Origin of the sequence: Acinetobacter sp. ATCC 27244, from assembly GCF_000156555.1 — a bacterium.
GTDB lineage: Bacteria > Pseudomonadota > Gammaproteobacteria > Pseudomonadales > Moraxellaceae > Acinetobacter > Acinetobacter haemolyticus.
In genome coordinates, this window is the sequence record NZ_GG665949.1 from 68,788 (window position 1) to 87,789 (window position 19,002).

Annotated in this window: 13 protein-coding genes and 1 pseudogene; 6 read left to right on the forward strand and 8 right to left on the reverse strand. The window is 41.4% G+C overall.

The annotated features are described in order from the left end of the window. Positions 1–31 precede the first annotated feature (31 nt). The 4 genes from astB (at position 32) to HMPREF0023_RS00315 (ending at position 6,080) form a co-directional block, all read left to right on the forward strand. Positions 32–1,372, forward strand: a complete 1,341-nt coding sequence (gene astB / locus HMPREF0023_RS00300) for an N-succinylarginine dihydrolase (RefSeq protein WP_008940886.1) — start codon at positions 32–34, stop codon at positions 1,370–1,372. A 95-nt stretch (positions 1,373–1,467) separates the two neighbouring features. Then, positions 1,468–2,442: a succinylglutamate desuccinylase gene (gene astE, locus HMPREF0023_RS00305; RefSeq protein ID WP_008940887.1), complete on the forward strand. Its 975-nt coding sequence runs from the start codon at positions 1,468–1,470 to the stop codon at positions 2,440–2,442. A gap of 175 nt (positions 2,443–2,617) precedes the next feature. Then, positions 2,618–4,108 (forward strand): amino acid permease, encoded by a 1,491-nt coding sequence (locus HMPREF0023_RS00310; protein ID WP_004638274.1) that lies wholly within the window; start codon positions 2,618–2,620, stop codon positions 4,106–4,108. A gap of 271 nt (positions 4,109–4,379) precedes the next feature. Beyond that, positions 4,380–6,080, forward strand: coding sequence for an NAD-dependent malic enzyme (locus HMPREF0023_RS00315; RefSeq protein ID WP_008940888.1), 1,701 nt, complete (start codon positions 4,380–4,382; stop codon positions 6,078–6,080). A gap of 73 nt (positions 6,081–6,153) precedes the next feature. On the opposite strand, the gene HMPREF0023_RS00320 is transcribed toward HMPREF0023_RS00315, so the two are convergent. After that, the gene (locus HMPREF0023_RS00320) at positions 6,154–6,969 is read right to left on the reverse strand and encodes an IclR family transcriptional regulator domain-containing protein (protein WP_005091264.1); all 816 of its coding nucleotides are present in this window, start codon (positions 6,967–6,969) and stop codon (positions 6,154–6,156) included. Between the two features lie 140 nt (positions 6,970–7,109). Between HMPREF0023_RS00320 and pobA the strand changes: the two genes are divergently transcribed. Next, positions 7,110–8,324 carry a 4-hydroxybenzoate 3-monooxygenase gene (gene pobA / locus HMPREF0023_RS00325; RefSeq protein ID WP_005091261.1) on the forward strand — a complete coding sequence of 405 codons (1,215 nt, stop codon included), beginning with the start codon at positions 7,110–7,112 and terminating at the stop codon, positions 8,322–8,324. A 71-nt stretch (positions 8,325–8,395) separates the two neighbouring features. On the opposite strand, the gene HMPREF0023_RS00330 is transcribed toward pobA, so the two are convergent. From HMPREF0023_RS00330 to HMPREF0023_RS00360, 7 genes are all read right to left on the reverse strand, one after another. Next, on the reverse strand, positions 8,396–10,150 hold the full coding sequence (locus HMPREF0023_RS00330; RefSeq protein ID WP_005091258.1) for a tannase/feruloyl esterase family alpha/beta hydrolase: 1,755 nt from the start codon (positions 10,148–10,150) through the stop codon (positions 8,396–8,398). Between the two features lie 33 nt (positions 10,151–10,183). Continuing rightward, positions 10,184–10,573 (reverse strand): PaaI family thioesterase, encoded by a 390-nt coding sequence (locus HMPREF0023_RS00335; RefSeq protein WP_005091256.1) that lies wholly within the window; start codon positions 10,571–10,573, stop codon positions 10,184–10,186. Positions 10,574–10,650: 77 nt separating this feature from the next. Continuing rightward, on the reverse strand, positions 10,651–11,901 hold the full coding sequence (locus HMPREF0023_RS00340; RefSeq protein WP_005091254.1) for an OprD family porin: 1,251 nt from the start codon (positions 11,899–11,901) through the stop codon (positions 10,651–10,653). A gap of 82 nt (positions 11,902–11,983) precedes the next feature. Beyond that, complete coding sequence (locus HMPREF0023_RS00345) at positions 11,984–13,123, reverse strand: acyl-CoA dehydrogenase family protein (protein WP_005091252.1); 1,140 nt, start codon at positions 13,121–13,123, stop codon at positions 11,984–11,986. 75 nt (positions 13,124–13,198) lie between these two features. Then, on the reverse strand, positions 13,199–15,085 hold the full coding sequence (locus HMPREF0023_RS00350) for a feruloyl-CoA synthase (protein WP_171057906.1): 1,887 nt from the start codon (positions 15,083–15,085) through the stop codon (positions 13,199–13,201). A gap of 82 nt (positions 15,086–15,167) precedes the next feature. Beyond that, the gene (locus HMPREF0023_RS00355) at positions 15,168–16,619 is read right to left on the reverse strand and encodes an aldehyde dehydrogenase (RefSeq protein ID WP_005091246.1); all 1,452 of its coding nucleotides are present in this window, start codon (positions 16,617–16,619) and stop codon (positions 15,168–15,170) included. Positions 16,620–16,656: 37 nt separating this feature from the next. Beyond that, complete coding sequence (locus tag HMPREF0023_RS00360; RefSeq protein WP_004638285.1) at positions 16,657–17,496, reverse strand: p-hydroxycinnamoyl CoA hydratase/lyase; 840 nt, start codon at positions 17,494–17,496, stop codon at positions 16,657–16,659. Positions 17,497–17,757: 261 nt separating this feature from the next. Here HMPREF0023_RS00360 and mhpT point away from each other — a divergent pair. Next, positions 17,758–18,991: pseudogene (gene mhpT, locus HMPREF0023_RS00365) on the forward strand (3-(3-hydroxy-phenyl)propionate transporter MhpT). The last annotated feature ends 11 nt before the right edge of the window (positions 18,992–19,002 follow it).

Here is a 19,002-nt window from a genome sequence, read left to right on the forward strand (position 1 = left end):
TAAATCGTGCCGTGACGATAGGGAGAAAAAAATGTCAGGTTATGAAATCAATTTTGATGGTTTAGTTGGACCAACCCACCACTATGCAGGCTTATCTTTTGGTAATGTTGCATCGACCAAAAATCGCAATAACGCATCGAATCCGAAATTAGCTGCCAAGCAAGGCTTAAAGAAAATGAAAGCCCTTGCGGATTTAGGGCTTAAGCAAGGGGTGTTTGCACCACAAGAGCGTCCACATGTTCCAACCTTACGCCGTTTAGGTTTTACTGGTAGTGATATTGAGGTGATTGCACAAGCAATGCGAACAGCACCTGCCTTGTTATCTTCACTCAGTTCAGCATCTTCTATGTGGACTGCAAACTCATGCACCGTGTCACCATCGGCTGATAGCGCGGACGGACGTGTACATTTTACAGCCGCAAATCTAAATAATAAGTTCCATCGCTCAATTGAGCATCATACGACAACGCGAATTCTTAAAGCGATGTTCGATAATGATATATATTTCGCGCATCATGAAGCCTTACCAGATGCAGCACTATTTGGTGATGAGGGTGCAGCCAATCATAACCGTCTAGGCGGTGGATATGAGCAAGCTGGCGTTCAAGTTTTTGTTTACGGACAGCAACAACTCGGTGGTACGGTTGCACCGAAGAAATTCCCTGCACGTCAAACCCGTGAAGCAAGTGAGGCGATTGCACGTTTACATCGTTTAGATGCAAAACGGACGGTATTTATTCAACAGAATCCTGACGTGATTGATCAAGGTGTATTTCATAATGATGTGATAGCGGTCAGCAACCAACAGGTACTTTTCCATCATCAACATGCGTTTTTGAATCAAACACAAGCCTTGGATGAAATTCGCCAGAAAATGGCAGGGATTGAGCAAGAGTTTATTTCGATCGAAGTCCCTGAAAACCGTGTGACGGTTGAGGATGCTGTTGCGACATATTTATTCAATAGCCAAATTTTGACACGCGCAGATGGTGGGATGAGTATCGTTGTACCTGAAGAGTCTCGTCAAAACATAGCGGTTTGGAGCTATTTGAATGACATGATTCAGATGGGCACGCCTATTGATGACATCAAGGTGTTTGATCTGCGTGAAAGTATGCGTAATGGCGGTGGACCAGCATGTTTGCGTTTACGTGTTGCGGTCAATCAAAAAGAGTTAGCAGCAGTTAATCCAAATTTATTTATGAATGACGACCTGTTTAAAACACTCAATCAATGGGTAGATCAACATTATCGTGATGAATTAACGCAGGATGATTTAGCTGATCCAAGTTTATTGATTGAGAGTCGTACAGCATTAGATGAATTAACCAAAATTTTAGGTTTAGGGTCGGTTTATCACTTTCAACGCTAATCTTCGTAGTTAAAAGATTGATATGGATTTTCCTCAAATCCGAATGCTCACACTGGCATTGGATTTGAGGTGGTTAAACGAGGGAGTGATGGCATATGGTTGATCTACTAGAGTTGACTCTTGCGCAGCAAACACCTGAACACACTCAAGGTGAAACAGCTGAATTTACTTGGCAATGGCTCGGTGAAGGGGTGTTGGTCTGCACGCCTAAAACACACTATAACAAAGCCATCATACTGTCTGCTGGTGTGCATGGGAATGAAACGGCACCGATTGAATTACTTGCAAAGATGATTCAAGACTTGTTTGCATGTCGTTTGCGTTTAACAGAACGGGTACTTTTTGTTTTTGGCAATACGCAAGCGATTCGCAAAGGTGTGCGTTATTTAGAAAATGATATGAACCGCATGTTTTGTGGTGCTTATCAGCAATTAACGATGGATGATGAAACCCAACGGGCTGCATTGCTAGAGCAAGTTACAACGCAATTTTTTCAACAAAGCAATGTTGATGCCCAACGCTATCATTATGATTTGCATACTGCAATTCGAGCTTCATTACTTCCTGTCTTTGCTTTATTTCCTTATCAAACGCAACCTTACGATGATTTTCTGATTGAAAGTCTCAATGCTGCCGATCTTGATGCTTTGGTCTATCACAATGCTGTGGGTAAAACCTTCACACATTTTACCGCTGCGCATTTTCAGGCCGCGAGCAGTACTTTGGAGTTGGGTAAGGCCAAGCCATTTGGTCAAAATAACTTAGCTGAGTTTTCAGCGATTGATCAAGTGCTTCGCGCTGTAATTACAGGTGGAGTTTTACCTACACGACAAAAAACAACCATTCGCCAATTTAAGGTTGTGGATTCAATTTTAAAGCAAAGTGAAAACTTCCAACTACAGCTCGATGCAGCTGCCCCTAATTTTTCAACCTTTCATAAAGGCGATGTAATCGCGATGCAAGCGGCTGAAAATTATATTGCACATGATCAGCAGGTTTGGATTTTGTTTCCAAATCCAAATGTGAAAATTGGATTAAGGGCAGGGCTCATCCTCAAAGAAATGATGTAGATAAAAACCAGTCTTAATATTAAAAGCGGTTCAAGGAAACGATGTACATGGAGTTTGAATATGGATATTCAGTAGAAACAAATCATTGAAAATGAAGGATTCTCTCAATCATCTTTTTTAAAAATCGAAACAGCAAGGACAAGTTGTCATAAGAATACAATTGGAGTAATTGTGTATGAGTAATAACAATGAGAAGACATTTCTGACTGGAGATGTCTTGAGTGGGGACTATGCACCCCAGCAAGAATCATCTCAGCAATCGAATGTTTCATCATCTGGTGTGGTGGTTGGACAACCATTAAAACGAGCTATGACCAAGCGTCATTTGGTGATGCTCTCATTAGGTGGCGCGATTGGAACAGGATTGTTTCTTGGATCGGGAGATGTCATTTCTCAAGCTGGGCCGTTTGGGGCTGTTTTAGCTTACTTACTCGGTGGTGTTATTGCCTATATGGTGATGTTATGTCTCGGAGAGTTGGCTGTACATATGCCTGTTTCAGGGGCTTTTGGTGAATACGCTCGCACCTATATTGGCCCAGGTACAGGTTACATGGTGACTTGGTTGTATTGGTTGACATGGACTGCCACCCTCGGTACAGAATTTACTGCCGCGGCATTGCTTATGCAGGAATGGTTTCCTTCGGTTTCGATGTGGATATGGACATTAATATTTGCAGGTTTAGTTTTTGCACTCAATGTGAGTTCGACTCGTTTTTTTGCTGAGTCAGAGTTTTGGTTATCACTTGTTAAAGTGTTGACGATTATTTGCTTTATTGGTTTGGGGCTTGTGGCTATCTTTGGTTTTATTCCTTATCAAGGTCATGAATCAGCGCCATTGTTTAGTAAATTGACAGAACATGGTTGGTTTCCACAAGGTATTTTCCCAATTTTTGCCACGATGCTGATCGTTAATTTTGCCTTTTCAGGAACTGAGTTGATTGGTGTGGCTGCAGGTGAAGCAGAAGATCCAGCCAAAACTGTACCGAAAGCAATCAATGCTGCGATTTGGCGCTTACTGATTTTCTTTGTGGGTACGATTGTGGTGATTTGTGCCTTACTTCCATTTGAAATGGCCGGTCTCAATGCCAGTGGTATTAGTAGCAGCCCATTTGTGACGGTATTTAATTTTATTGGGATTCCGTATGCAGAAGATATTATTCGTTTTGTGATTATTACCGCATTACTTTCTGCAGCAAACTCAGGGTTATTTGCAGCATCTCGCATGATGTGGTCGCTCTCCATTCAAAAACAATTACCTAAAGTATTTTCTACGCTCACTGCTTCGGGTACACCGATTATTGCGATTGTAGTCACCATGTTCGGTGCAATTCCTGGATTATTATCAGAGCATTTCGCACCTGAAACGATTTTTAAAAACTTGTTGGGTGTCGCTGCATTTACCATGGTAGTGGTGTGGATTACGATTTGTATTAGTCAATTTAACTTCCGTAGACAATGGATCAAATCAGGTAAAACCGTTAAGGATCTGAAATTTGCTGCGCCATTGTTTCCTTTGACACCGATTTTAGGTGGCGTATTCTGCGTGATTACTTGCTTGAGTATGGTGGCTGATCCATCAATGCAAGTTGGTTTTGTCTGCTGTTTATTATTCATCATTGCGTGTTATGCAAGTTACTATTTCTTTTATAAGGATAAATTGTCTTAAATGACACCATTATACTGAAGTACGTATACGTGAGATAAGATTTTAACGTATGCGTACTTTGCTAGTTAAACTTTTGCACCATTGTAACTTCATTTTGGACTTTATTTTGCCATACTATTTAGTCTCTAAATAATGATGCACTTTATATACAACCAGATAAATACAGTTTCAGAGCTTGATTAGTGTAAATTATTACAAGGCCAAAGTTCAGTGATGGATGGACTTGAGCAATGAAGATTAGATATTTGACGGTGAAGTGAACGAGTACGGTATGACAGTAAATCCAATTAAAATCAAAAAACCTTTGTATATCCCTTATGCTGGAAACGCGCTTTTAGAATTACCTTTGTTAAATAAAGGTTCTGCTTTTACTGAAGACGAACGTGAACGATTCAATTTACATGGTTTGATCCCTAACAATATTGAAAATATTGAAGAACAAACACAGCGTTCGTATCAGCAGTATTTATCTTTTGGCAGTGACTTAAATAAGCATATTTATTTAAGAAACATCCAAGATACCAACGAAACGCTTTTTTATAATTTATTAAGTCAGCATTTAGATGAAATGTTGCCCATTATCTATACCCCTACTGTAGGCGAGGCTTGTCAACGCTTCTCTGATATTTATCGTCGTCATCGCGGTATTTTTATTTCTTATGGTGAGAAAGAATATATCGATCAGATTATTCATAATGTGAATAAGCGTAATGTTAAAGTTATCGTGATCACGGATGGTGAGCGCATTCTCGGTTTGGGGGATCAAGGGATCGGCGGTATGGGGATTCCGATTGGAAAGCTGTCGCTATATACAGCATGTGGTGGGATTAGTCCTGCCTATACATTACCGATCACCATTGATGTGGGAACCAATAACCAAGCATTATTAAATGATCCGATCTATATGGGACTGAAAAGTCCTCGTATCACAGGTGAGGAATATTACCAGTTTGTAGAAAAAATTATTTCTGCAATTCGTAAACGCTGGCCTAATTTGCTTATCCAGTTTGAAGATTTTGCGCAACATAATGCGATGCCTTTACTTAATCAGTATCGTGACAGGATTTGTTGTTTTAATGACGATATTCAAGGTACGGCAGCAGTCACCGTTGCGACACTGATTGCAGCTTCACGTGCACAAGGTAAACAACTTAAAGATCAGACTATTACCTTTGTCGGTGCAGGTTCAGCAGGTTGTGGTATTGCTGAGCATATTGTACGACAAATGATCGATGAAGGCTTAAGCGATCATGAGGCGCGTTCACGTATCTTCATGGTGGATCGCTTTGGTTTGATGACTGACCAACAAGCAAATTTATTAGATTTCCAGAAAAAATTGGCAACCCCAGTCGCTGCGATTCAATCATGGGAAGGATTTAGTGACAATATTGCCTTGTTGGATGTGGTGAAGAATGCCAAACCGAGCATTTTGATTGGCGTATCTGGACAGGCTGGATTATTTAGCGAAGAAGTGATTAAGACTTTAGCTAAATATTATAAGCATCCAATTATCTTGCCATTGTCGAATCCAACCTCCCAAGTTGAGGCGCAACCTAAAGATATCATTGAATGGACACAAGGTTCAGCGATTGTAGCAACAGGTAGTCCGTTTGCTCCCGTGTATTATGAAGGCAAACCTTATTCGATTGCACAATGCAATAACTCATATATTTTCCCTGGGATTGGACTGGGTGTGCTCGCTTGTGGAGCGACACATATTAGTGACTCAATGTTGATGGCAGCAAGTACTGCTTTGGCGGATTGTTCTCCTCGACTGAAAAACCCAACAGCTGACTTGTTGCCAAATATTAATGATATTCAACAGGTTTCAAAGTTTATTGCCTTTAAAGTAGCAAAAGCAGCGATGGCAGATGGCTTGGCTGTTCCGATGAGTAATGATCTACTCAAGACGGTGATCGATGATAACTTCTGGACACCTGAATATCGTCATTATCGTCGGGTAACCTTCTAATCCCTTTTTTAAATAGAAGTGGCCTCCGAAGTGGAGGTCATTTTTTCGGGGAAAATGATCTCTTTTCCGTAATCTAAACCATACTTCTCAACTCATTCGCCGTGTTATGCAATAGCGGGAGGACGTGTTGAATTAAATAATCTTCTTGGACGCGATTGGTCTGTGACATGCAGTTTAATGCTGCAATCGCTTGGCCTTGAGCATTGAGAACAGGAACGGCAATCGCGATTACACCGAGTTCATGTTCTTCTTTGGACAAACAATAATCTGAGCTTGCAATGTGTTGTAAACGTTCCAAGAATGCAAGTTCATTTGTTTCTGTGAATGCGGTTAAACGTTTTAATCCGTATTTCTGTACCCAAAGTTTTTGCTGTTCTTGTGATAACGCCGCTAATAAAACCTTACCTGTTGATGTGGCATGTGCTGGCAAACGATGACCAAGATGCATTCCAAAAGGGCTGACTCTGAGATTATCTTGCTGGGGTAAATAACTCCGTGCGATAGGGACAACTTCATTTTCATCCAAAACAACGATGGAAAAAGTTAGCGTTGTTTGTGCACATAAGAGATTTAGAAAAGACTGAGTAATTTTGGGTAAATGTGCGGAGCTTAAATATGAACTTGAAAAGCGTAAGACTCGATGCGTAAGCCAGTAGTAATGCTCATCAGTTTCTAAATAGCCAAGGTATTTTAACGTTTTCAAATACCGTCTTGCTGCTGTTCGGCTAATCCCTGTACGTTCAGCAACTTGTGTAACATTTAAGCGTTGGCGGTCTACACCAAAAGCTTCTAATAAACTTAGTCCTTTACCTAAGCCCGCAATATAGTCTTCTTGCCGAATTTGTTCATTTAAATAGGGATGCTGCAAATAATCGTCTGGGTGAGGCATTTGAACTTCCTTGTTCTAGATCAGTTTTGTCCGAATATCGGACATACATAATGATATGCGGTTAATTTTGATTTTCATATATAGATGCTGTATCACGCAAGCAGTAATTTAAAAGATAAGGAATTTGCAAGGATGTGGTTATGGAAATCGTTAAAACGAAAGTTGCAATTATTGGTTCTGGACCTGCGGGTTTATTACTCGGGCAGCTTTTATATAAAGCGGGTATTGATCATGTGATCATTGAACAGCGTAGTGCTGAGTATGTAGCATCTCGTATTCGTGCAGGTATTTTAGAGCAAGTATCTGTTGATTTATTAGAACAAGCTGGTGTCGATCAGAACTTAAAGACAAAAGGCTTACCACACTCAGGTATTGAGATTTTAACAAATGGGAAAAAACATCGTGTTGATTTGTCTTCATTGACTGAAGGAAAACAAGTCACGGTCTATGGTCAAACTGAAGTAACCAAAGATTTAATGCAAGCACGTGAACATGCTGAACTAACTTCCTTCTATGAGGCGGAACAAGTACAAGTTGATGACTTCTACAGTGAACCTAAAGTCACGTTCCATTATCACGGAAAAGACTATCAAATAGAATGTGACTTCATTGCAGGTTGTGATGGCTATCATGGTGTTTGTCGTGCCAGTGTGCCAGTAGATAAAATTAAGACCTTTGAAAAAGTGTATCCATTTGGCTGGCTGGGCGTTTTAGCCGATGTACCCCCAGTTGCGGATGAGCTGATATATGTGCAATCTGAACGCGGTTTTGCTTTGTGTAGTATGCGTTCTGAAACACGTAGCCGTTACTACTTACAAGTACCACTGACAGATCATGTTGAGGATTGGTCTGATGAGCGATTTTGGGAAGAGTTGAAACGCCGTTTAGATCCTGAAAGTCGTGAAAAGCTAGTGACTGGTATATCCATTGAGAAAAGTATTGCACCATTACGTAGTTTTGTGACAGAACCAATGCGTTTTGGCCAACTTTTCTTAGCCGGCGATGCTGCACACATTGTACCTCCTACCGGCGCTAAAGGATTAAATCTGGCTGCTTCAGATATTGCTTATTTATCGAGTGCATTGGTCGAGTATTATCATGAAGGTTCTGAACAAGGGATCAATGAATACTCTGAAAAATGTTTGCAACGAGTGTGGAAAGCAGAACGATTTTCTTGGTGGATGACCCATCTATTGCATCGTTTTGAAACCGAAAGTGAGTTCGACCATAAAATTAAACAGGCTGAATTAAGCTACATATTAACTTCTCAGGCAGGACAGACCACGTTGGCAGAAAATTATGTCGGCTTGCCGTACGAAATTAAACCTTTGAATCATCTTCAGCCAGTAGGGTAGTTATTAAGCTATAAAGAGAGCATTCACGCTCTCTTTATATTTTTTATTCAAGACTAAAACTTAAATCAGTTTTATGGTTTACAACTAAAGTTTTCGGCTTTTTCACTATCGCCTTGACCATTATAGCGAGCAATCAGTGGATAAGGACAAAGTGGACGCGTACGATCAGGTGCCCAGTCTTGCGGTAGTTCAGTATTCACTTGACCACTTGGGTTATCTGCACCACGTGCAGTCGCAATGATTTTGTCAGGTGCTTGGCCATATTCAACCCAGTTGACTAAAGCAGTCAATGCATCAAATTGGTCGGTCGCAATGCCATCACGGGTATGGTTCATGCCCGGAACTCTAAAGAAACGTGCAAATTCAAGTGCTGTACCTTTTGCATCATTTTCATAGCGTTGGAGTAGTTGATCGTACCAATTTTGGGTGTCATCCACAGAGAAAACACCGTCTGCTGTGCCTTGCACCACAATCATTTTTCCACCGTGATTTCGGAGTTTATCCAGATTAAGTTCATCGGGTGGCATCATGAATGACATCGAACTTTCGGTATACACCTCATTGGTTGCCGAGAGTTTTGGATAGTCGGTATCGAAGTTATAATTAAAGGCAAATTGTCTAGAGTTTTGAGCCACAGTTGGGTCTGGCGGAACCTGAAAAATAATACCGACGGCAACTGGGTCACGCGCTGTTCCCACCGAAGATTCAAATTTCCAGCTTGCCCAGTTACTTCCGATTAAACCGGGGTCGAAAGGTTGAGTTGCATAAAGTGCTTGTCCAGCAGAGTTTACGGGACCACGGTAAATGTTGGCGAATACATCAATTTGTTCGGTACTTAAACAAGTAGCATCTCTTGTGCTTGAGCAAACGGGTACATGCTGATGAATATCAAAAGCCGTACGGCAAGCCTCGACATCTTGGACCAAGCCATCTGCAACACCGTCTAAGGCATCGCATCGATCTAAAATTGCTTTTGCTAATACTTTACGCTCTGAAAGGGTAAGGGCGGTACTTAGGTCATTTTCATCTGTTGCGACACGACGAAGCTGTTGTGCTGTATAGAGTTGAGCTGCGGCTGCACGAGGTAAATGAAAACCCGGTGTGCTTGCTAAAATTCCATCATATTGATTGCCTAAACGAGTTGCGGCAATCATGGCGTGACGCCCGCCATTAGATGTACCACCTGCATAGGAGCGGTCTGGAAATTTACCATATGCTGTTTTAATTAGATTTTTTGCCATAGGTGTAAGCTTGGTAATCGCACCATAACCATAGTTAATTCTTGCTTCTGGATCTAAACCAAACATTGGATTTTGTGAGGCATTATGTCCAGCGTCGGAAGAAATAACTGCGAAACCATCATGTAGCGCATTGGTGAGTGGACCACCGCTGCCAACCTGACCCGTTGCAGGCACAAGATTACCATCAGTTCCACCATTGCCTTGATAGAGAAAACGGCCATTCCAATCAACAGGTAGACGCATTTCAAAACCAATTTGATAGGTTTGTCCATCGACACGGCTTACCCGTTGATCCATATAACCTTGGACCAAGCAATGAGCACCAATCGGTTTGTTGGCGACAGTCAATGTACCTTCCTCTTGACGCGTAGCTGAGCTAATGACCGTATTGTTGTATTGAAAACCGAGTAAGTCTGAACAACTTCCTGTCAGTTTTGTACCCACAGCAGGTGATAACTGAGGTGGCTTGATTGTTGAGTGCGTTGATGTGTCATCACTATCACTTCCGCAGCCTGCCAAAGCACCAAGTATGGCGAGTACTAAAGCGGAGTAGGTCAAAATTCGTTTATTGTTAGAGTCATTCATTTATTCATATCCTTATTGAATGAATGGTTGCAATTAACCTAAAACCATAAAATTAGCGGTACTTCGTGCAATCATTTTGTGGTTTTGCCAAGCTTCACTTTCGAGATTCAGTACGGTTTTGCCTTGTTTGATGAATCGGCATTTTGTAATGACTTCGCCCACAGCGCAGGGTCTTAAAAAATCCATCGTTAAGTTGATGGTGGTGGCGGGTTTATGATCATTGGCGAGATATGCAAAAAGTCCCATCACGTCATCAAGCATGGCGCAGATCATGCCGCCTTCAATGGTGCCGCGTGGATTGGTAAAGCTTTCGAGGGCTGTGTAATGGATGGTGAGTTCATTGTTTTTGTCATTCCAATGCAGATTATGTCCGCCTAAATGGTGATGGATGGGCGGCAAGTGTTCTAAAGTTTTCTGATCCATAATATGATTCCATGCTTCATGATGAATTTTCCCCAATAAAAAGAGGCTCTATGCACGACAGAACCTCTGGTTTTGAATTATTTAAACTTCCATGTGTAATCAATGTTGAAACGGGTTTCATTTGAAGGTTTGATGTTGGCAGTGGAAAGCATATTGTTGTCATAAATGGCGTAGCGCGCGCGTAACCCTAGATTCTTTAACCAGCCACTTTGAACGGTGTAACCTAAATCAAAGTCTGTTTCTCGTTCCTTTAGATTGGTTCCACCTAAGTTGGGTGCATAAATATTGTGACCTGTAGTGTAACGGGTCATAAAACGTAGACCTGGTACATAATCTTTAAAGTCATATTCATAGCGGAAGCTGTAGACTTTCTCTTTTGGGTTTAAAAACTCTCCCGGCCATGTATCGATGAGTAGTCCAGTTTCTCCGACCGTCAAATACGGAAAGGCAGTCTCGCCTTGATGTTGAAAGCTTCCAACAATAAATTTATGGTTTTGATGTTTGAGTTCGAAATACGCATGATAAAGATCATTATCAACTAAACCTGCTTTTGCCTGTCCATCATCGCGGCTACGGTAATAGCGTAATTGCGAACTAAGATCGGTGGTGTCATTAATTTTGAATTGATGTGAAACCCCAAACATCACTTGGTTATAAAGATCGTCAACATCCATATAGAACGCTGTGAGTTTGAATGCAGGATTAAACTGATAATTTCCCCCTAAATAATATAGACCGTCAGTTTCAGCACTTTTAAATCGTCCATTCACCCCTGAAATTTTCATTTTTTCATGATCGGTGGAATCACGATGGTTGACCCGATTGATATAAGCCGCTTGTAAGTCAAAATCTTGAAGATCCTTTGATTCAATTGAGATACCACGGTAGGTCTGTGGTAATAAACGGGCAGGTGAGGCAACCAGAACAGGATTCATCGGTCTTAAGGTACCGACTTTAAGTTCAGTTTGGCTCATTTTCGCTTTTGCTGTGACACCAATTTGCCCGTAAGAGTCAGCAGGTTCATTGGTGACCGTATTTCTAAGTAAATTGCCTGTACCTGCATGTTCGGCATCGGCATCGAGTTTAAAGCCTGCTGTTGCAAGAATGTCTAGCCCAAAACCAATGGTTCCCTCGGTGTAGCCCGAGTTTGCTTTGAGAATAAATCCTTGTGTCCAATCTTTTGCGGCAGGATATTTTGACTCTTTTTGATAGTCACGATCGAAATAAAAATTTCGTGTGGTGAGTTCTACTGAACTGTTATCAATGAAGTCGCCTGCATAGACTGAACTCGTAAGCATTAGGGTGGAGTAGATCCATAATTTCGACATGGTATTTCTTCCTGAAAATAGTATTGTTGTTTTCAAACCAGACTTGATTGTTCTGTCTGTCTTGTTTCGCTTCTAAATCGAATTATTTTCCGAGTAGTTCACGGGCAACGATTTCTTTCATAATCTCGTTGGTTCCTCCATAAATTTTTTGTACCCGCGCATCCACAAAAAAGCGTGAAATCGGATATTCCTGCATATAACCGTAGCCACCAAAAAGCTGAAGTAATTGATCAATCACTTCACATTGAGCATCGGTAATAAAGCATTTCAATGCGGCAACTTGAGTGACACTTAACTGGTGTTGTTGATATAGTGCGGCGCATTGATCTACAAAAGCTTGGGCAGCTTTTGCTTTTATTTGCGCGTTTGCGAGCACAAAGCGCGTGTTTTGCATTTGACTTAACGGTTGTCCAAAAGCTTTACGCTCCAGTACATAGTCTTTGGTGAGTTCGATGGCGCCTAAAATTGATCCCAAAGCCATCATAGAAATGCTCAAACGTTCACGAGGTAACTCTTGCATTAAATAAGCAAAGCCTTGTCCTTCTTCACCTAAACGTTGACTTGCAGGCACATAAACATCATCAAAAAACAGTTCAGCTGTATCTTGAGCATGGAGCCCGATTTTTTGTAAAGAGCGACCTTTTTTAACGCCGTCTAAAGTGGCATCGACTAATAAAATTGAAATACCTTTTGCTTTGGCTTGAGGATCAGTTTTCGCCACCAGAACGATCAGATCGGCATGCAAACCATTTGAAATAAACGTTTTTGAACCATTAATACGGTAATGATCATTTTCTAAAATGGCTTGAGTGCGTATAGCCTGTAAGTCTGAACCCGCATTCGCTTCGGTCATGGCAATTGCAGTGACGACTTCACCTGTCACCATTTTTGGTAGCCAATAACGTTTTTGTTCTTCAGTTCCAATATTTTGCAGGTAAGGAGAGACCAGCTCATTTTGCCCGCCAATGGCAACTGCCAAAGATGCAAAGCCCGCTTGAGCCGTTTCTTGAACCAGCATGAGGGAGTAATGAACAGGAGCACCATAGCCGCCATATTCCTCGGGTACATCGACGCACAAAAAGCCATTTTTCCCAAGACGAAGCCATAGATCACGCGGGATGAGGCCATCGTGTTCCCACTGTTCGTAATACGGAGCAACCTGTTCTCTTAAGAACCTGCGATAGCTGTCTCGAAATAGTTCAAATTCTGTATCGTGTGGCATGTTGAACCTTTTTTTAGGCAAAAGTGAGGCTAAGGCCCAAACCGAAGTTTGAGCTTCCTTTTTTATTTCAATTGCTTATTGCTTTAAAGTGGGTACCCGAATAATCAGTGGGTTTTCGGCCTGTTTTTGATAAAGTTCATCAATTAAAGCAGCACGACGCTTGGTAATATTGCCTTGATTGAGGTTGCCTTTATCGGTCACTTCACCTGCATCGAGTTGAGGTGGCTCGGTCATTAAATAAAGCATTGAGACTGTATTTGAGCTACCGGTCGCATCTTTATTAAAGGTGGTTAAAAATTGGCGGAACCATTGCTGGACTTTAGGATGCTGTAGTATCTCTGCTGCAGAATGTTCGCCCAGCTTAAGGCCAGCTTGTTGAGCACAAGCATCTAGTTTTGGAAAAATCAAAAAGCCAACCGCATTTAGGTTTGAACCTGTAATACAAACATCTTGAACCAGTAAATTACCTTGAATGAGTACTTTGTTGCGTAGTGTGCCCACATTCACAAAAGTCCCCGTATTGAGTTTAAAGTCTTCGGCAATTCGTCCGTCGTACATCAGTCCTTTAGTCGGATCATTGATGTCGACTAAACGAACCGCATCACCAGTATGGAAAAAGCCTTCCTCATCAAATACAGTGCTTTGCTGGTCTGCTTTTAAGCGCCAATAACCTTTCATGACATGTTTGCCACGAACGCAAAACTCAAGTTTGTCACCACATGGAACCAGCTTGATTTCACATCCCGGAGCAGGGTAACCAATAAAGCCAGCCATTACACGTGGGCCAGTGGTAAAAGCACAAGAGGGAGCAGTTTCGGTCATACCCAATCCGCTCATAATGCGGATTTTTTCTCCGCAATGTTGCTGAGCAATTTTATCGAGTCTGTTCCAGCCCGCTTCTGAAAGCGCTGCACCTGCAAAGAATAAAATTTTAACTTTAGCAAAAAAGCGCTCTCTTAATTCTTCATCTTTTTCTAACGCTTCGGTGAGTTCTTCCCAACCTTTTGGCACATTTAAATAAACGGTTGGAGAAATTTCTTTGAGGTTACGAATGGTTTCGTCAAATTTTCCTGCAACGGGTTTGCCGTCATCAATGTAAATGGTACCGCCGTTATAGAGCGCAATACCGACATTGTGACTGCCGCCAAAGGTGTGATGCCAAGACAGCCAGTCGAGTAGGACAGGCGGCGTTTCTTCAAACTCAGGGAAAGTCTGCAATAACATTTGCTGATTAACACACAACATTAAATGCGTGGTCGGTACAGCTTTAGGCAATTTGGTTGAACCTGACGTAAATAAGAATTTGGCAATCTGGTTTTCATCAAGGGTTTGGTAAAACTCTTGAACATTTGAAACTGGTGTATCTAATAGCGACTGAAAAGATGTGCAAATTTGATCGCCCACTATTCCTTTATTGGTCACCACTTCAATCTCAGGCGTAATACATGCTTGAATCGCTTTGGCAAAGGCTTGTCCATCGCTGGCATAGACCATACCAGGCGTAAGCACTTCAAACACATGTTTAAGTTTGCCAAAGTCTTGAGAAATAAGAGAGTAGGCAGGGGAAATAGCCGAGAAAGGCACACCTGCTAGCATGGCGCCCATTGAGAGTGTCAAATGTTCGAGATCATTACCACTTAAAATGACCAGTGGTCTTTCTTGACTTAAATTACGATCATGTAATGCTTGAGCAATGTGCCATGCACGTTGTAGAACTTCTGCATAACTCAGTTTGACCCATTCACCTTGAGCATTGCGTTTTGCCGCAAAAATATGGTCTGGTTTGGTTTGGGCAAAATGAATTAACCGATCTGTCAGTTTTTGTGGATACAGTTTTAATTGCTCTTTTGGGCTGATATAGAGCGTGTCATCTTTATGCTGATAATGAATATCATGTTGCCCTAATTTTACGAACCGTTCGCGGTCTTGTGATTGAGTGGCATTCATTTGCATTTCTTTCACTCCATGGAAAGCGCATCACTGCGCTTTATTTTTTTGCATCATGCAATTTTTATTTAATATGTCGTTTTCCGCATTAGTCCGATTAAATCGGGTAATGACGTGATTGAGTTTGAATCGTAATCCAGCGTAAATCGGTAAATTCGGCAACAGAGACTTTACTACCAAAACGTCCGTAACCACTCGATTTTGTTCCACCAAATGGCATTTGAGCTTCGTCATGTACGGTTGCGCCGTTAATGTGACAAATACCCGAATCAATTTGTTGAGCCACTTCCAGTGCTTGTGAAATATTTTGACTAAACACTGCCGAAGAAAGGCCGAACTCGCTGTCATTTGCCAGTACTACGCCTTCTTCAATGCTTGAAAAACGTTGAACTGTGCATACAGGTCCAAATGATTCTTCGCGGTAAAGCAGCATGTCAGGTTTAATATTGAGTACCAGCGTCGGTTGCATGGTGGTGTCTTCAATATGAATACCTAAAGGTAAGTCAGCACCTTTGTTTTGAGCATCTTCCAACAAATGCTGAATACGGTTTGCAGCGCGGCGACTTTCTAAAACACCGAGTACATTGTCTTTTGAGGTTGGATTACCTGCTCGAATAGAGCGAGTTTTTTCAATCAGTTTTTCAATAAATTGGTCGGCAATTTTGTCTTGAACCAAAACACGTTCGGTCGACATACAAATTTGCCCCTGATTAAAGAATGCGCCAAAAGCAACAGCATTTATGGCTTCATTAATGTCTGCGTCATTTAAAACCACGACAGGGGCCTTACCACCCAATTCAAGTAAAACAGGTTTTAAATATTTAGCCGCAGTCTCGGCAATAATTTTTCCGACTTTGGTTGAACCGGTAAAATTAATGCGCTTCACCGCTGGATGAGACACTAAACGCTCCACAATTTGTGGTGCATCTTCGGCGGCATGCGTAATCACATTCACGACACCTTCACCCAAACCTGCTTCATGTAACACTTCACCAATCAAACGTTGGGTTGCTGGACAAGCCTCCGATGCTTTTAATACAACGGTGTTGCCACAAGCCAAAGGCATAGCAAGCGCACGTGTTGCCAAAATGACAGGGGCGTTCCAAGGTGCAATTCCTACAATCACACCACAAGGAACTCGTATACCCATCGCAAGATTGCCCGGCACATCTGACGGAATCAGACTTCCGTCAATTTGTGTGGTCATGGCTGCGGCCTCACGTAACATGTTGGCAGCAAGATGAACGTTAAACCCATACCATGTCGCAGTTGAACCTGTTTCTTGCATTCCAGTTTCAATGAATTGCTCGGTCTTTTGGTCCATTAAATCGGCTGCTTTTAATAAACGTAAACGGCGTTCGGTAGGCGAGAGTTTCGACCATACTTTGAAAGCTTGTTGTGCCGAATCGATTGCACGATCAACATCTTCCAAAGTTGCAGCAGCGGCTTTGCTCGCTACTGATCCATCAATTGGACTAATACGCTCAAAAGTTGCCTGATTTGATGCATCAACAGATTGACCGTGAATAAGTAACTGTACATTTTGCATGGGTTGTGTCCTTATATTGCCATTAAAGAATCAAAAGTTAACCAGTACGTTTATAACTCTGTAAACCCGGTTTAATTGATTTTTCATCTAAAAATTGTTTCAGACCTTGTTGACGACCATTTTCGGTATCGCGGTGGATACATTGATCTAGCTTGGCATATAAGTAATCTTCGTTTTGATCCCAAGTCAGTTCACGACAACGCTTAAAGCCATTTTTAGCGGTTCGAAGTACCACAGGATTTTTCTCAAGTAAGCAATTCGCAAGTTCCGTTACTTCGGCTTTTAGCTGTGCTAAAGGTACACTTTTATTCACTAATCCCATAGTTTCAGCATCTTTACCACCAAATGTTTTACCCGTCATGATGTAGTACAAAGATGCGCGATGCCCTACGGTATCAGCCATTGCTTTGCTGACAAGGTTGCCCGGTGGGATACCCCAGTTGATTTCAGATAAACCAAAAGTTGCTTCGTCAGCTGCAATCGCAAGATCGCACGCCACTAATGGTGAGAAACCGCCTCCGAAACACCAGCCGTTGACCATAGCAATGGTTGGTTTTGAATACATGCGAAGAAGTTGCCACTGCCAACGACATGAGTCACGGCGAATGCGTTCTTGAAAAATCTCAGGTTGAGTGTCGACTTCACGGAAATATTCCTTCAAATCCATACCCGCTGTCCAAGAGTCTCCAGCACCTGTGAGCACCAGAACTTTAGCATCTTGATCAAGCTCAAGAGCCTCAAGCACATCAATCATTTCACGGTTAAGTGTTGGACTCATGGCATTCTTTTTTTCTGGGCGATTTAAGGTAACCCATGCGATTCCATTTTCAATATTAACCTCTACGGTTTCCCAGCGATTTTCATATGTCATGGTCATACTCCTTGAAGTGACGTTTTTGTGTTCTGCGATTTAATTTAATATCAGTTAAACTTACATTCAAGTCTTTTTTGATATTTTGGTTAAATATTTTTTAAGTATATAAAATTTAAAATAATTTGTTGTAAAAATAATTTTTTTATAAAATATATCGAAAAAAATATTGTGTTTTAAGTAAGTTTAACTGATATTTTAAGGGTGTTTAATAAACAATACACAAAAAGGGCTGAATGGATAGATTGGTCGAAAAAGGACAAGGTAATGGAAAAAGTATTTGGACAGTCGGGCAGTGCAAAATTAACTTTACTGCTCTGTTTTGCAATCGCAATTTTTGAAGGTTTTGACCTTCAATCAATGGGTGTCGCCGCACCACGTATGCGGGCGGAATTTATGTTAGACAATGCTCAAATGGCTTGGGCATTTAGTGCTGCAATTCTTGGAACACTTCCTGGTGCAATTTTGGGTGGTCGATTAGCAGATATTGTAGGTAGAAAAAAAATTCTGATCTTAAGCATTTTATTATTTGGAATTATGTCGTTACTCACAGCTTTTGCGGCTGATTATAACTTACTGTTGTTGATTCGCTTTTTAACTGGTTTGGGGATGGGGGGGGGCGTTACCTATTATGATTACCATGGCATCTGAGGCTGTGTCAGATCAATATAAGGGAACAGCAGTCAGTGTGATGTATAGTGGTATTCCGTTTGGAGGTTTGCTCACTTCTGTTGTGGCAATGTTATTGGCAGGGGATAGTGAATGGCGGCATATTTTTTATATTGGCGGCATTGCTCCCATTTTATTGATTCCTTTAATTATTAAATATTTGCCTGAATCAAGTGATTATTTAAAGCGTAAAACACAACATCAAACAGCCATTCCATTTTTTGAGGTTTTATTTGCAAAAGAACGTCGTATGTCTACGATCCAAATTTGGATCAGTTTCTTTTGTACACTCGTCGTTTTGTATTTCCTGCTGAATTGGTTGCCATTGTTGATGGGCGCGCAAGGTTTGTCAAAATTCGAAGCTAATTATGTTCAAATGGGTTATAACATCGGCGGAATTTTTGGATCGATCTTAATGGGCATGATGCTCGATAAGCTACGTATGAGCTTTGTGATTAAATTAATTTATACTGGCATATTACTGTCATTATGCTGTTTATCTATTTCTCCAACAGTTGCTTTACTTGTCCTTTCAGCAGTGGGGTGTGGTCTATTCATTGTCGGTGGGCAGTCTGCCTTATATGGTCTTGCTGCGATGTATTATCCAACTGAAATGCGTGGTACTGGGGTTGGTTCAGCAGTTGCAATCGGTCGGATAGGTTCATTTGCAGGACCTTTGATGGCAGGCTTCCTATTATCACTTGGTCAAAGTTCAACAATCGTGATTGGTGCAAGTATCCCCGTTATTCTTATTGCTGCGATTTCTGCTTTGTTGCTTGTCAAAAAGCCTAAACAGCCTGTACATTTAGTACAAAGCACAAGTGCTCAGTAAGTTGCAACTTT